The organism is Methylobacterium sp. 1A (assembly GCF_058072805.1).
The window spans coordinates 953,300-965,873 of record NZ_JBYQVE010000001.1 but is presented as its reverse complement, the minus strand read 5'-3'; the positions used below and the strand labels follow the sequence as shown (position 1 = coordinate 965,873).

The following is a 12,574-nucleotide window of genomic DNA, read 5'->3' as shown; positions in this document are numbered from 1 at the left end:
GATGATGGAATCTTATGCGATGCTGTCCCGGCGAGCCGTGCTTGCAGGCTTGGCGGCGGGGCTGGCTGTCGGGCGGTCCGTAGCGGCGGAGGGATTGCCGACGGTCGCAGTGACCAAGGACCCGAGTTGCGGCTGCTGCGAGAAGTGGGTCGCACACTTGCGGGATAGCGGCTTCTCGGTGACGGTGACCGAGGGACCCGTGAACCCGGTGAAGGCGCGCCTCGGCGTGCCGCGGGACCTCGCCTCCTGCCACACCGCCCTTGTCGACGGCTACGTCGTCGAAGGTCACGTGCCGGCCGGCGCGATCAAGCGCTTACTTGCGGAGAAGCCCAAGGGAACGGGGCTGGCTGTCCCGGGCATGCCAGTCGGCTCGCCGGGTATGGAGGTCGGAGGCATGGAGCCCGACACCTACGAGGTCGTCCTATTCGGTCCCGACATCCGGACGACCTTCGCAAGCTACTGGGGCGGCCAAGCGATGTGAGATGCTCCGGCGACATCAATGCGGGATGTGCGCTAACGCTTGGCGAACCCGATGTCGGCCGCGACCGCCTTGAGTCGCTCGGGTACGCGCTCCTTGCGCTCGGAGTAGCGGTCGACGAGGTTGTCGGCCCGCTCGCGGGTGAGCAGCGTGAACTTCATCAGCTCCTCGCAGACGTCCACGACCCGGTCGTAGAGCGGCCCCGGCTTCATGCGGCCGGCGTCGTCGAACTCCTTGTAGGCCATCGGCACCGAGGACTGGTTCGGGATGGTGATCATCCGCATCCATCGCCCGAGCACCCGCAGGCTGTTCACCGCGTTGAACGACTGGGAGCCGCCCGAGACCTGCATGACGGCGAGCGTCCGCCCCTGCGTCGGGCGGACCGAGCCCTCGCTTAGCGGCAGCCAGTCGATCTGGCTCTTCATCACGCCGGTCAGGTTGCCATGCCGCTCCGGGCTGACCCAGACCTGGCCCTCCGACCAGATCGACAGATTACGCAGTTCTTGCACCTTCGGGTGGTCGGCGGTGCCGTCGTCCGGCAGCGGCAGCCCGTCAGCGTGGAAGATGCGTACCTCGCCGCCCATCGCCTCCAGCAGCCGCGCCGCCTCGTAGGCCAGGAACCGGCTGAAGGAACGCTCCCTGAGCGAGCCGTAGAGGATGAGGAAGCGGGGAGCGTGGCTGAACGGCGTCGCCGCCTCGACGCTGTCCTTGGTCGGAGCCTCGAAGTGCGCCTCGCTCAGGTTCGGCAGGCCGTCGGTGAAGGATTGGGTGGGCTTGTCCAAGGAGCACCTTTCTAGTACGTTCAAAAAGTAATTTGATAATTGTAGCGAAAATGGACGAGACGCAAGCCCTCGCTGCCTTTCTGGCCCTCGGACAGGAACACCGCCTCCGCCTGGTGCGGGCGCTCGTGACCGGCGGGCCTGGGGGGCTGGCCTCCGGCGTCCTGGCCGACGCGGTGGGCGTATCGGCGGCCACCGTCTCCCACCACCTCAAGGAACTGAGCCACGCGGGGCTGGTCACGTCCCGCCGTGAAGGCCGTTCGATCATCTACAGCGCCGCCTACCCGGTGCTGTCGGACCTGGTCCAGTTCCTCATGCGCGACTGCTGCCAGGGCCATCCGGAGATCTGCGCCCCGGCGATGGCCGCGCTCGCCGCCTGCGACTGCACCACCGGAGACACCATCCATGCCTGAACCCGTCTACAACGTCCTGTTCCTCTGCACCGGCAACTCGGCCCGCTCGATCCTGGCCGAGGCGATGCTCAAAAAGGATGGCGGCGGCCGCTTCCGGGCGTACTCGGCCGGCAGCCAGCCGAAGGGCGAGCCGCACCCGCTGGCGCTGCAGGTGCTGCGGGAGAGCGACTACCCGACCACGGGCCTGCGCTCGAAGTCGTGGGAGGAGTTCGCCGCCCCCGGCGCCCCGGTCCTGGATTTCGTCTTCACCGTCTGTGACAACGCCGCCGGCGAGGCCTGCCCGCTCTGGCCAGGGCAGCCCGTGACGGCCCACTGGGGCATCGAGGACCCCGCGGCGGCGGAGGGTTCGGAGATGGAGCGCAAGCGCGCCTTCGTCACCGCGCAGCGCTACCTGAAGAACCGCATCGCCGCCCTCGTCGCTCTGCCGCTCGGCAGCCTCGACCAGGTCGCCCTCTCTTCGAAGGTCCGCGAGATCGGTCAGCTCGCCGGCGCGACCTCGGCCCGCTCGGAGGTCGCGTGATGGACGTCGTCATTTACCACAACCCGGATTGCGGGACGTCCCGCAACACCCTGGCGATGATCCGCAACGCCGGCATCGAGCCGCACGTGATCGAGTACCTGAAGACCCCGCCGAACCGAACGCTGATCAAGCGGATGCTGGCCAGTGCCGGCCTCTCGGTGCGGGACGCCCTGCGCGAGAAGGGCACGCCCTTCGCCGAGCTCGGGCTGGGCGACCCGGCGCTCACCGACGAGCAACTCCTCGACGCCGTCGAGGCGCACCCGATCCTGCTCAACCGCCCTTTGGTGGTCAGCCCGAAGGGCGTGCGGCTGTGCCGGCCGTCCGAGGCGGTGCTGGACCTCCTGCCGGAGCAGCAGGGCGAGTTCGTCAAGGAGGACGGCGAGCGCGTCGTCGACGAGCACGGTCGCCGCGTCGCCACCGCCTGAGGACGTCATGAGCACCTTCGAACGCTACCTGACCGTCTGGGTCGCGCTGTGCATCGTGGCCGGCATCGCCCTCGGCCATGTCATGCCCGGCTTCTTCCACGCAGTCGGCGCGGCCGAGGTCGCCAAGGTGAACCTGCCGGTCGCGGTCCTGATCTGGCTCATGGTCATCCCCATGCTGCTCAAGATCGACTTTGCTTCGCTGCGCCACGTCGGCCGGCACTGGCGCGGCATCGGCGTGACGCTGTTCATCAACTGGGCGGTGAAGCCGTTCTCGATGGCAGCGCTCGGCTGGCTGTTCATCGGATACCTGTTCCGGCCCTACCTGCCGGCCGACCAGGTCGACAGCTACATCGCCGGGCTCATCGTCCTGGCGGCGGCTCCCTGCACCGCGATGGTGTTCGTGTGGTCGAACCTAACCCGCGGCGAGCCGCACTTCACCCTGAGCCAGGTGGCGCTAAACGACACCATCATGGTGGTGGCCTTCGCACCCATTGTCGGTCTGCTGCTCGGGCTCTCGGCCATCACGGTGCCGTGGGGCACGCTGCTGCTGTCGGTGGTGCTCTACATCGTCATCCCGGTCATCATCGCGCAGGTCGTTCGCCGAAGCCTCCTCGCCACGGGAGGACAAGCCGCCCTCGACCGCCTGCTCGGCAGGCTCGGCCCGGTTTCGCTGGTGGCACTGCTGGCCACCCTGGTGCTGCTGTTCGGCTTCCAGGGCGAGCAGATCCTGGCCCAGCCTGCAATCATCGGCCTGCTCGCGGTGCCCATCCTCATCCAGGTCTACTTCAACTCGGGTCTCGCCTACTTGCTGAACCGCGCTGCGGGCGAGCAGCACTGCGTCGCCGGACCATCGGCGCTGATCGGCGCGTCGAACTTTTTCGAGCTCGCAGTGGCGGCCGCCATCAGCCTGTTCGGGTTCAACTCGGGCGCCGCGCTCGCCACAGTCGTAGGCGTCCTCATCGAGGTGCCGGTCATGCTCTCGGTCGTGTGGATCGTGAACCGCTCGCAGGGTTGGTACGAGCGCGGCGCGGCAGGCAGAGGAGCGACCCCGGCGCACGCACCCCGCGAGGTCTGAAGGAAGCCCGTTCTGGAGGCGGGCGCGCACCTCGGGGTGGGTCGCTGGTCGCCCCAGCGGGAACTGCCATGGATCTGTTCCCGCGCCGAAGATGTTACCGTCACCGCCACGGCCTACCTTGGCCGTGAGGGCCGGTTCCGGCGGCGCGAAGAGGTCGGTCGAGAGATGCTTGCGACGCCTGCCGCACTCGCGCCGACACAGAAGCCCGGCATCGTCATGTCTGCGGCCTACGCGAACGGCCGGCGCGTAGCGGACGTGGACATCAACGAGGCCGGCGAGTGGTCGCGTCGCCCACGCCACCTGGTCTGGATCGGCCTCTACGAGCCTTCCGCGGAGCTCCTTCGCCAGGTTCAGGCGCAGTTCGGTCTGCATCCCCTCGCCATCGAGGACGCCCAGACCGCACACCAGCGGCCCAAGCTCGAACGCTATGGCGACTGCCTGTTCGTGGTCGCCCGCACCGCCCAACTCGTGTCAGGGCGCATCGCCCTCGGGGAGACCCACCTGTTCGTCGGCCGGGGCTTCGTGGTCACGGTGCGCCACGGCGCCTCCGCCTCCTACGCACACGTGCGCGAGAAGACCGAGGCCTGCCCCGGGCTCCTCGCTCATGGCGAGGACTACATCCTGTACGCCGTGCTCGACTTCATCGTCGACAACTACGCGCCGGTCATGGAGACCGTGCTGGCCGAGGTCGAGGCCATCGAAGACAGCGTCCTCAAGCGCGAGCTGCGCCCGGACGAGATCGAGCGGCTGTACCTGCTGCGCCGCGACCTCCTACGCCTGCGCACCGCCGTGGTGCCGCTCGTCGAGGTCTGCCGCAAGCTTGAGCACGGCGACATGGTGGCCATCGACGGGGAGATGCAGCCGCTGTTCCGGGACGTGTCCGACCACCTGCGGGGGGTGCAGGACGAGATCGACGCCGTGCGCGAGGTGCTGGCGTTCGCGTTCGAGGCGAGCCTGATGCTCGGCCAAGCGCAACAAACCAACATCACGCGCCGGCTCGCCGCCTGGGCGGCCATCCTGGCGGTGCCCACGGCAATCGCCGGCATCTACGGCATGAACTTCGAGTTCATGCCCGAACTGAAATGGCGCTACGGCTACTTCATGGTGCTCGGCGGCATCTTCGCCGCCTGTGCGGTCCTGTATTGGCGCTTCCGCAAGAGCGGCTGGCTGTAGCGCAGGGGCACCATCCATGATCGGGACCAAGGCATTCACCGCGTTCGCGTCGTTCATCGCCCGTGCGGCGGGTCGGCCGAGCGCCTTCGCCCTTTGCCTCGCGGTGATCCTGGCCTGGGCGGTGAGCGGGCCGTTCTTCCACTTCTCGGACACGTGGCAGCTGATCATCAACACCGGCACCACGATCGTGACTTTCTTGATGGTGTTTCTGATCCAGAACACGCAGAACCGGGACGGAGCGGCGATCCAGGCCAAGCTCGACGAACTCATCAGGGCGAGCGCGGCGCAGAACCGCTTCATCGGCATCGAGAGCCTGACCGAGGAGGAGCTGACCGAGTTGCGCGCCCGGTTCGCCGACCGTTCGCAAGCGGGCAAGCTGGACCGGGCGCTTGAGGCGGCGGAGGCGGCCGAGGAGCGGGCCGATCTCAAGGCTCGCGAGGCGGCCCGGCGAGCGTCCGGCATGGCCTCCTACCCGGATTAGGACGGCTGCCGCCTCCGTTCGACATGCAGGTCGGACAGGGAGGCGGCGATGGCGACGGACCGACGGCTGTTCCACATCGGCCGGGACGGTGACAGGTGGTTCCTGTGTTACTGCCCCGAAGCCTGCTGTCTGTACGTCGCTCACGAGTTGCCGGAACCCGCGTCGGGCATCACCGTGAGGGTGGAGCTTCGCGACTTGCTGCGTCGCTATCCATGCACGCCCGAGCAGGGGGCCCTGCAGCACTTCATCGGCGCCCTGCTCGTCGACGCAACTCACCCGCAAATTTCCGCGAGACCCAGGACCATGCGGGACGTAGTCGGTGAAGTCGTCGGTTGAGCGGCCCCCCTCTTTCACATGACCGCAGGCGTCCAGGTCTGAGTGGCCGGTTTCCCGACGGCCCGTTACCCGACCACTCGAAAACAGGCGTCAGGTCGCCCACCTCGACGCCACAGCCGGTTCGGCCGGGTTGAGCGAGGGGCATGCGTGCGTGATTTAGCGTTTCCGGCTGGCCGGGAAGCATGGCTTCTTCTCGGCTTGGCGCTCCTGCTCGTCCTCGGTGCCGCCGCCGCGCTCCACCTGACGCGGCCCACGACGCTGACCATCGCGGTCGCCCCGAAAGGCGGTCCCGAACCGGCCCTGCTGCGGGCCTATGCCGACGAACTCGCCCGCAGGAAGCTCGGCATCCGGCTGAAGGTCTCGGCTTATGATGGGGTGCGCGAGAGCGCAGAAGCGCTCAAGGCCGGTAAGGCGGATCTTGCGGTGATCCGTCCGGACGTCGCGATGCCCGGCAACGCCCTGACCCTCGCGGTCCTGCGGGAGCTTGGCGCCTTGACCGTCGCTCCTGCCAGTTCGGGGATCAAGGACCTCTCGGATTTGGCGGGCAAGCGCCTCGGCATGCTGTCGAGCAGGACCGCCGACTGGAGGCTGGTCGGCAACCTGGTCGCCCATTACGGGCTTGAGTTGCTGATCGATGCACCGGCAGGCGCCGTGGCGCCGAATGCCGTCGCCCTCGTCCCGGTGGAGGAGGCGAATGTGGTGGCCGCGCTTAGGGACGGCCGCATCGACGCGATGATGCTGGTGACGACGCCCACGTCCTCGTCCGCACGGCGAGTGGTCGGCCTCGTTCGGGAGGCGAGCGCCGACGGAGAGGTCATGCTGTTCGGCGTACCCGACGCCGCCGCGGTGCTGGCACGCTGGCCGCGCCTGCAGGCCGTGACGGTCCCGGCCGCCCTGTTCGGCGGGAATCCGCGCCTTCCGGCGGAGGAGTGCGCGACCATCGGCTCGTCCTATCGCCTGGCGGCCCGTGCCGACCTATCGCGCGGGGTCGCCGCGGAGGTGACCCAGCGCCTGTTCGAGATGCGCGCGGCCCTGGCCGAGAGCGCGCCGGCCGCGGAGGACGTCGCTCGTCCGGCCTACGAGGACACGGCGGACGCGACCAGCGCGCGCCTGCCCATCCACCCGGGTGCCATCGACTACTACGAGCGGGAGCAGGAGACGTTCATCGAGCGCTACGAGAGCTGGATCTACCTCGTGGCCATCCTCGCCGGCGGCGCGGGGTCGGCGTTCGCTTGGCTGCGGCAGCGCCTCGGGCGCATTCGGCGGGAGCGGATCGGCGTGGCGACGGAGCGCCTTCTGGAGCTTCGGTCCGAGGCACGCCGCGGGACGGACCGCGAGCGCCTGGATGCCTTGGCCGGCGAGGTGGACGACCTTGCGGCCGACATCGCGCGCCATGCCTTGGACAGGCCGACGGAGCCGCGGATGCTGAGCGCCGCCACTATCGCCATCGACGGGGCTCGCTCGACTGTCAGGCGCGCGATCGCTAGTGAAAGCATGGGCAGCCGATGAGGAGCGCGTCGTGGCTCCAAGGGGCTGCGAGGAAACCCTCGTGTGTCATGTCCGTACGCAAGCCGCGGAGCCGCCGGCGGCCGCCTCGGTTGTTCGAATGGCATCGAAGTAGGCGTTGCGCACCGCCGCGATCCATGGCCATATATTTCCATGAACGTCGAACAAGCCGCAAAGCAGCTTGAGGCTTTGGGCAGCCCCACCCGTCTCCGGATATACCGGGCGCTCGTCCGGGCCGGGCATGCCGGCTTGCCGGTGCGTCAGTTGCAGGGACGCGTCGGCATCCCCGCCGCCTCGACGTTGTCGCACCACCTGCACCGGCTGATCCTGACCGGCTTGGTGACCCAGGAGCGACAGGCGACCACCCTGATCTGCCGCGCCGTCTACCCCGCCATGAACGATCTGGTCGGGTTCCTCGCGGATGAATGCTGCGCCGACGAGGGCTGCTCCGGGACCAACGAGGCGGCCTGATGCTGTGCCAGATATTTCGATAATTCTAGAAGCTATGGAGGATGACATGCCCGAATCGTCGTCGCTCGCCGTCGCCGTCATGGGAGCGGGGCCCGTCGGCCTCGCGGCCGCGACGCACCTTCTCGCCCGAGGCCTGCCAGTGCGGGTCTACGAGGCGGGGCCCGAGGTCGGCGCCCACGTCAGGGCATGGGGCCACGTGCGCCTGTTCTCGCCCTGGCGGTACGACGTCGACCCGGCGGCGTGTGCGCTCCTGGAGGCGGCGGGTTGGGACGCTCCGCCCGACGACGGTTTCCCGACGGGCCACGAGTTGGTGGACCGCTATCTGACGCCGCTCGCGGCCACGCCTGAACTCTCTTCCGTCATCGAGACCGGCGCGCGCGTGACGGCGCTCGGGCGCCTAGGTGTCGACAAGGTCGGAAGCCGCGACCGTGCGAACAGGCCGTTCGTCCTGACGGTCGCCGTCGCCGGAGGAAGCATCCGTCGCGACTTGGCGCGTGCAGTCATCGACGCCACGGGGACCTGGGGACAGCCGAACCCGCTTGGCGCGGACGGCCAGCCGGCCGAAGGCGAGGCCGATTTCGCGGACCGGATCACCACTGGCATCCCGGACGTGCTCGGTCGCGACCGGGCCGACTTCGTCGGCCGGGCCACCCTGGTCGTGGGCGCCGGGCACTCCGCCGCCAACGTGCTGCTCGACCTCGCGCGGCTCGCAGACGGTGCCGAGGGGACGAGCGCCGCCTGGGCGACCCGTGGCACCGACCTGTCGCGCGTCTACGGCGGCGGCGCGGACGACGAACTCGCCGGACGTGGGGAGCTCGGAACGCGGCTCCGCACCCTGGTGGAAGGAGGTCTTCTACCCCTGATGCGGGGGTTCGCAGTCACGGCGGTGCGTGAGTGCAGAGGGCAGCTCCTGGTGGACGGCGACACCGCCGAGGGCCGCCGGACGCTCGGACCGTTCGACCGGATCGTCGTAGCGACCGGGCAGCGTCCCGACCTCGCCCCGACGCGGGAGTTGCGCGTCGACCTCGACCCCTGGCTTGAGAGCGTACGGGCGCTCGGGCCGCTGATCGACCCGAACCTGCACTCCTGCGGCTCGGTCCAGCCGCACGGGCACCGTGAGGTGGCCCACCCCGAGCCCGGCTTCTACACGGTCGGCATCAAGAGCTACGGGCGGGCGCCGACCTTCCTCATGCTGACGGGGTACGAGCAGGTCCGCTCGGTGGCCGCCGCGCTGGCGGGCGACCTCGCCGCCGCCGACGACGTGCGCCTCTCGCTCCCGCAGACGGGAGTCTGCTCGACCTCGCGGGGCGCCGATGCCGGATCAGGCGGGTGTTGCGGTGAGGACGCCGAGGCGCACGTCGAGACGGGCCCGAGTTGCGGCTGCACGCCGGCACCGGCACCGCGGGCTGCCGTGCGTCCCGGCGCGCCGGCATGAACGGACGTGGCAAGCTGACCGTGATCTCGGCCCTGGGCGTCGTCGAGATCCTCGCCTGGGGTTCGTCCTTCTACCTGCCAGCGGTGCTGGCCGGCCCTATCGCGGCGGACACCGGCTGGCCCCTGGCCTGGGTTGTCGGCGGCCTGTCCATCGGCTTGCTCGTCGCCGCCTTCGCATCGCCCCGCGTCGGCCTCGCCATCCACCGGCATGGCGGTCGGCCGGTCCTCGCGCTGGCCGCGCTGCTGCTGGCGGTGGGGCTCGCCACGCTGGGCCTTTCTCCGAACCTGCCAGTGTTCCTCACGGGCTGGCTGATCGTCGGGCTCGGCATGGGCTGCGGCCTCTACGACCCGGCCTTCGCCACGCTCGGTCGCCTCTATGGCGCCGAGGCACGCCCTGCAATCACTACGCTGACCCTATGGGGCGGGTTCGCCAGCACGGTGTGCTGGCCGCTTTCGGCCTTCCTGGTCGAGCATGCGGGCTGGCGGGGCGCATGCCTGGCCTATGCCGGATTGCACCTCCTCGTGACGCTGCCCCTGGTGCTCGGCCTGATCCCGCGGGCACCCGCGTCCGTGGCCGCCGGGGACGAGGGACGCCGGGAGGACGTGCCGTTCACGCCCCGGGAGCGGAGGGCCTTCCTGCTGATGGCGGGCGTTCTGATCCTGGGCGGCACCGTCATGACGCTGGTCTCGGTGCACCTGATCACGTTGCTGCAAGCCCGCGGCGTGGCGCTCGCCGCCGCGGTCTCGTACGGCGCGCTGATCGGGCCCGCCCAGGTCGGGGCGCGCATCGTCGAGATGGCCAACAAGGGCCGACACCATCCGCTCTGGACGCTCACGGTGGCCATGGCGCTGGTGGCGGCCGGACTGGCCGTGCTGGAGGCAGGCGTGCCGGCGGTCGGCGTCGCGCTGGTGCTCTATGGCGCGGGGAACGGGATCTACTCCATCGCCCGAGGTACGGTGCCGCTCGCGCTGTTCGGGGCCGCCCGCTACCCGGTGCTCGTCGGTCGCCTCGCCCGCCCGGGACTGCTCGCCCAGGCGCTGGCGCCCTCGCTTGGGGCGGTGGCGCTCGATTACGGCGGGGCCGATGCCGCATACGGCCTGCTCGTGGTGCTGGCCCTGACGAACATCGGGCTGGCCGGCGCACTCTGGAGCGTCCGGTAGGGTGTGATCCGCACGCCCGATCCGTCCCACGAACTTTTTTTTAGGGAGCGGATGAACCGGGTGCCGGGGTCGCGAGACCAACGGATATCGACGCCGCATCGAGCGGGCCGAACCATCCGAAGGAGCATCGCCATGACCCGGACCAAGATCATCGCCGCCCTGTGCACCGTCGGCCTGGGCCTCGCGGCCGGCTCCGCCGAGGCGAAGCCCTTTCACGTTCACGGACATGGCTTCGGTCACGCCGGCGCAGTCCTCGGCGGCCTCGCTCTCGGGACGGTGGTCGTCGGCACGGTGGTCGCCGCCACCTCGGAGGAGACGTACGAGTGCGTCGTGAAGGTCCGGCGGACCTACGACGATTTCGGCAACGTCTATGTTCGCCGCGTGCGTGTCTGCGAGTGAGACTTGCCGTTCGCCACCAGAACCACGTGTCTCGTGCCATCCGAGCCGCGTGGACTGTGTTCGGTCGCTCATCTACAGTCATGACGCCGTACGCCGGCTCAGGCGAGCGGCCGCGGGAGCACGTGCTGCGATGCGGAGTGCCTTCGTTCGGGCGATGCGTGCGGGGGCCCACGGCGTCCTGACCGCCGCGCTGCTTCTGTTCCCCGGGTGCCTCGCCGCCGAGGCCCAGATGCGCGGCTCGCCCGGGACGGGCGCCGGCGGGCCGTATGGCGGTGGTGGTTACGGCGGCGGGGGCTACGGTGGGGGCGGCTCCCGCGGCGGTCCGATGATCGGCCTGCCGGGGATGATCGGCATCATACCCCGCATGGTCCCGCCCCTGCGCCAGAGGGTGGAAGAGGTCGAGGACGAGGAGCCGCCGCCCCGGCGCCCGGTGCGCCAACCCGAGTACGAGGACGAGCCTCCGGCATACCGACCGAGGCCGCGTCCCCGACCGCAGGCACCGCCGACCGTCCATCGGGCGGAGCCCGTACCGACACCGCGCGCCCGGCAAGCGACACCCGTCCGCGAACCTACGCCCAAGCCCGTGCAACGATCCGAGCGTCCCAAGCCCGTCGTGGCGACGGTCGCCAAGCCGCAGCCGCCGAAGCCGGCGCTCGCCAAGGCGCCGCCTCCGGCGCGCCGGCAGCCGCCCGCTTCCGCACCGCTCCCGGCCGCAGGCCCTCTCGGCCCCGCCGAGCCGGGCGAGGTTCCCGGAGAGGTCCTGTTCGCCCTGAAGGCGGACGCGCCCGCGGAAAGCCTATCCGAAATCCTGCGCCGCGAGCGCCTCGGGCTGGTCTCGACGGACACCTTCACCCTGGTGCCGGTGACTCTGCACCGCGCCCGGTTCAAGGACCGGCGGTCCGTCGCCGAGGTGGTCGCAGCCCTAGCGCGCGACCCGCGCATCGCCTCGGCGCAGGCGAACCATGCCTACGGCCTCGTCGGCGACGCCATGCCCGCCCTCTCTGGCGCCCAGTACGCCGTGGGCAAGCTCCGCCTGAAGGAGGCGCACGCATCCGTCACGGGCAAGGACGTGACGGTCGCGGTCATCGATTCCGAGCCCGACGGCGGACACCCCGCGCTTCGAGACGCCGTGTCCGAGCGCCATGACGCCCTCGACGGGGTCAAGCCGGCGGCGGCCCATCCCCACGGCACGGCCATCGCCGGCATCGTTGGCGCACGCGCACAGCTCGCCAGCGCGGCACCCGAGGCACGCCTTATCGCGATCCGCGCCTTCTCGGGCGAGACCGGAGCCGGGGCGCAAGGCACCACGCTCCACGTCCTGCGCGGCCTTGATTGGTCCGAGCGGAAGGGTGCGCGCGTGGTCAACATGAGCTTCGCCGGCCCCTGGGACGCGGCGCTCTCCGAGTTCCTGGCCGCAGGGACCGGGCGCGGCGTCGTCTACGTGGCCGCCGGCGGCAACGCCGGTCCGGCCTCGCCGCCGCTGTTCCCGGCCGCCGACCCGAACGTCATCGCCGTGACCGCCACGGACGCGGAGGACAGGCTGTTCCCGGCAGCCAACCGCGGCTCGCACCTTTGCGTCGCCGCACCGGGCGTCGACATCCTCGTGGCCGCCCCGAACGGGAACTACGGGCTCCTGTCGGGCACCTCGATGGCGGCCGCCCAGGTCAGCGGCGTGGTCGCCTTGATGCTGCAGGCGAAGCCTGCCCTCAAGCCTGCGGAGGTGCGGGCGGCGCTGACGCGCAGCGCCCGGGATCTCGGGCCGCCGGGACCGGACCGCGAGTTCGGCGCGGGCTTCGCGGATGCGGAGGGTGCGGTCCGGGCCCTGGCCGAGCCCGTGTCGGAGACCCGGCAGACGCCGCCCGCGACAGGCATGAGCGCGACGCCGGTCAGCGCGGCCGCGCCGACGGCGCCGTGATGCACGCC

15 protein-coding genes are annotated in these 12,574 nt (G+C 70.3%); 14 read left to right on the top strand and 1 reads right to left on the bottom strand.

Going from position 1 to position 12,574, the window contains the following annotated elements; all coding sequences use genetic code 11:
- The first annotated feature begins 4 nt into the window (after window positions 1-4).
- The gene (locus tag ACX9MN_RS04765; protein WP_331327847.1) at window positions 5-481 is read left to right on the top strand and encodes a DUF411 domain-containing protein; all 477 of its coding nucleotides are present in this window, start codon (window positions 5-7) and stop codon (window positions 479-481) included.
- Between the two features lie 32 nt (window positions 482-513).
- Here the strand turns inward: ACX9MN_RS04765 and arsH are convergent, their stop codons facing one another.
- Entirely contained in the window at window positions 514-1,260 is a 747-nt protein-coding gene (gene arsH / locus ACX9MN_RS04760) for an arsenical resistance protein ArsH (protein ID WP_331327779.1), read from the bottom strand.
- Window positions 1,261-1,310: 50 nt separating this feature from the next.
- Here arsH and ACX9MN_RS04755 point away from each other — a divergent pair, with 50 nt between their 5' ends.
- From ACX9MN_RS04755 to ACX9MN_RS04695, 13 genes are all read left to right on the top strand, one after another.
- Window positions 1,311-1,670: an ArsR/SmtB family transcription factor gene (locus tag ACX9MN_RS04755; protein ID WP_331327780.1), complete on the top strand. Its 360-nt coding sequence runs from the start codon at window positions 1,311-1,313 to the stop codon at window positions 1,668-1,670.
- Window positions 1,663-2,190: an arsenate reductase ArsC gene (locus ACX9MN_RS04750; protein ID WP_331327781.1), complete on the top strand. Its 528-nt coding sequence runs from the start codon at window positions 1,663-1,665 to the stop codon at window positions 2,188-2,190. Before ACX9MN_RS04755 ends, ACX9MN_RS04750 begins: the two co-directional genes overlap by 8 nt.
- Window positions 2,190-2,615, top strand: coding sequence for an arsenate reductase (glutaredoxin) (arsC, locus tag ACX9MN_RS04745; protein ID WP_331327782.1), 426 nt, complete (start codon window positions 2,190-2,192; stop codon window positions 2,613-2,615). The genes ACX9MN_RS04750 and arsC overlap by 1 nt, the downstream gene beginning before the upstream one ends.
- A 7-nt stretch (window positions 2,616-2,622) precedes the next feature.
- Window positions 2,623-3,690, top strand: a complete 1,068-nt coding sequence (gene arsB, locus ACX9MN_RS04740; RefSeq protein ID WP_331327783.1) for an ACR3 family arsenite efflux transporter — start codon at window positions 2,623-2,625, stop codon at window positions 3,688-3,690.
- 165 nt (window positions 3,691-3,855) lie between these two features.
- The gene (locus ACX9MN_RS04735) at window positions 3,856-4,863 is read left to right on the top strand and encodes a magnesium and cobalt transport protein CorA (RefSeq protein WP_331327784.1); all 1,008 of its coding nucleotides are present in this window, start codon (window positions 3,856-3,858) and stop codon (window positions 4,861-4,863) included.
- Window positions 4,864-4,879: 16 nt separating this feature from the next.
- A complete protein-coding gene (locus ACX9MN_RS04730) occupies window positions 4,880-5,344 on the top strand; it encodes a low affinity iron permease family protein (RefSeq protein WP_331327785.1) in 465 nt (154 codons plus the stop codon).
- 48 nt (window positions 5,345-5,392) lie between these two features.
- Window positions 5,393-5,680: a hypothetical protein gene (locus ACX9MN_RS04725; RefSeq protein WP_489723812.1), complete on the top strand. Its 288-nt coding sequence runs from the start codon at window positions 5,393-5,395 to the stop codon at window positions 5,678-5,680.
- 147 nt (window positions 5,681-5,827) lie between these two features.
- Complete coding sequence (locus ACX9MN_RS04720) at window positions 5,828-7,189, top strand: TAXI family TRAP transporter solute-binding subunit (RefSeq protein WP_331327848.1); 1,362 nt, start codon at window positions 5,828-5,830, stop codon at window positions 7,187-7,189.
- Window positions 7,190-7,339: 150 nt separating this feature from the next.
- Window positions 7,340-7,657, top strand: a complete 318-nt coding sequence (locus ACX9MN_RS04715; protein WP_331327786.1) for an ArsR/SmtB family transcription factor — start codon at window positions 7,340-7,342, stop codon at window positions 7,655-7,657.
- Window positions 7,658-7,703: 46 nt separating this feature from the next.
- Window positions 7,704-9,092, top strand: a complete 1,389-nt coding sequence (locus tag ACX9MN_RS04710; RefSeq protein WP_331327787.1) for an NAD(P)-binding protein — start codon at window positions 7,704-7,706, stop codon at window positions 9,090-9,092.
- Complete coding sequence (locus ACX9MN_RS04705; protein ID WP_331327788.1) at window positions 9,089-10,252, top strand: MFS transporter; 1,164 nt, start codon at window positions 9,089-9,091, stop codon at window positions 10,250-10,252. The genes ACX9MN_RS04710 and ACX9MN_RS04705 overlap by 4 nt, the downstream gene beginning before the upstream one ends.
- Before the next feature lie 132 nt (window positions 10,253-10,384).
- Window positions 10,385-10,651: a hypothetical protein gene (locus ACX9MN_RS04700; RefSeq protein ID WP_331327789.1), complete on the top strand. Its 267-nt coding sequence runs from the start codon at window positions 10,385-10,387 to the stop codon at window positions 10,649-10,651.
- A gap of 130 nt (window positions 10,652-10,781) precedes the next feature.
- Window positions 10,782-12,566, top strand: a complete 1,785-nt coding sequence (locus ACX9MN_RS04695; RefSeq protein ID WP_331327790.1) for a S8 family peptidase — start codon at window positions 10,782-10,784, stop codon at window positions 12,564-12,566.
- Window positions 12,567-12,574 lie beyond the last annotated feature (8 nt).

Excerpts from the sequence above, each read along its gene's own strand:
- ACX9MN_RS04765 (WP_331327847.1), top strand. The coding sequence starts at position 5 with ATGGAATCTTATGCGATGCTGTCCCGGCGAGCCGTGCTTGCAGGCTTG.
- ACX9MN_RS04755 (WP_331327780.1), top strand. The coding sequence starts at position 1,311 with ATGGACGAGACGCAAGCCCTCGCTGCCTTTCTGGCCCTCGGACAGGAA.
- ACX9MN_RS04750 (WP_331327781.1), top strand. The coding sequence starts at position 1,663 with ATGCCTGAACCCGTCTACAACGTCCTGTTCCTCTGCACCGGCAACTCG.
- arsC (WP_331327782.1), top strand. The coding sequence starts at position 2,190 with ATGGACGTCGTCATTTACCACAACCCGGATTGCGGGACGTCCCGCAAC.
- arsB (WP_331327783.1), top strand. The coding sequence starts at position 2,623 with ATGAGCACCTTCGAACGCTACCTGACCGTCTGGGTCGCGCTGTGCATC.
- ACX9MN_RS04735 (WP_331327784.1), top strand. The coding sequence starts at position 3,856 with ATGCTTGCGACGCCTGCCGCACTCGCGCCGACACAGAAGCCCGGCATC.
- ACX9MN_RS04730 (WP_331327785.1), top strand. The coding sequence starts at position 4,880 with ATGATCGGGACCAAGGCATTCACCGCGTTCGCGTCGTTCATCGCCCGT.
- ACX9MN_RS04725 (WP_489723812.1), top strand. The coding sequence starts at position 5,393 with ATGGCGACGGACCGACGGCTGTTCCACATCGGCCGGGACGGTGACAGG.
- ACX9MN_RS04715 (WP_331327786.1), top strand. The coding sequence starts at position 7,340 with ATGAACGTCGAACAAGCCGCAAAGCAGCTTGAGGCTTTGGGCAGCCCC.
- ACX9MN_RS04710 (WP_331327787.1), top strand. The coding sequence starts at position 7,704 with ATGCCCGAATCGTCGTCGCTCGCCGTCGCCGTCATGGGAGCGGGGCCC.
- ACX9MN_RS04705 (WP_331327788.1), top strand. The coding sequence starts at position 9,089 with ATGAACGGACGTGGCAAGCTGACCGTGATCTCGGCCCTGGGCGTCGTC.
- ACX9MN_RS04700 (WP_331327789.1), top strand. The coding sequence starts at position 10,385 with ATGACCCGGACCAAGATCATCGCCGCCCTGTGCACCGTCGGCCTGGGC.
- ACX9MN_RS04695 (WP_331327790.1), top strand. The coding sequence starts at position 10,782 with ATGCGGAGTGCCTTCGTTCGGGCGATGCGTGCGGGGGCCCACGGCGTC.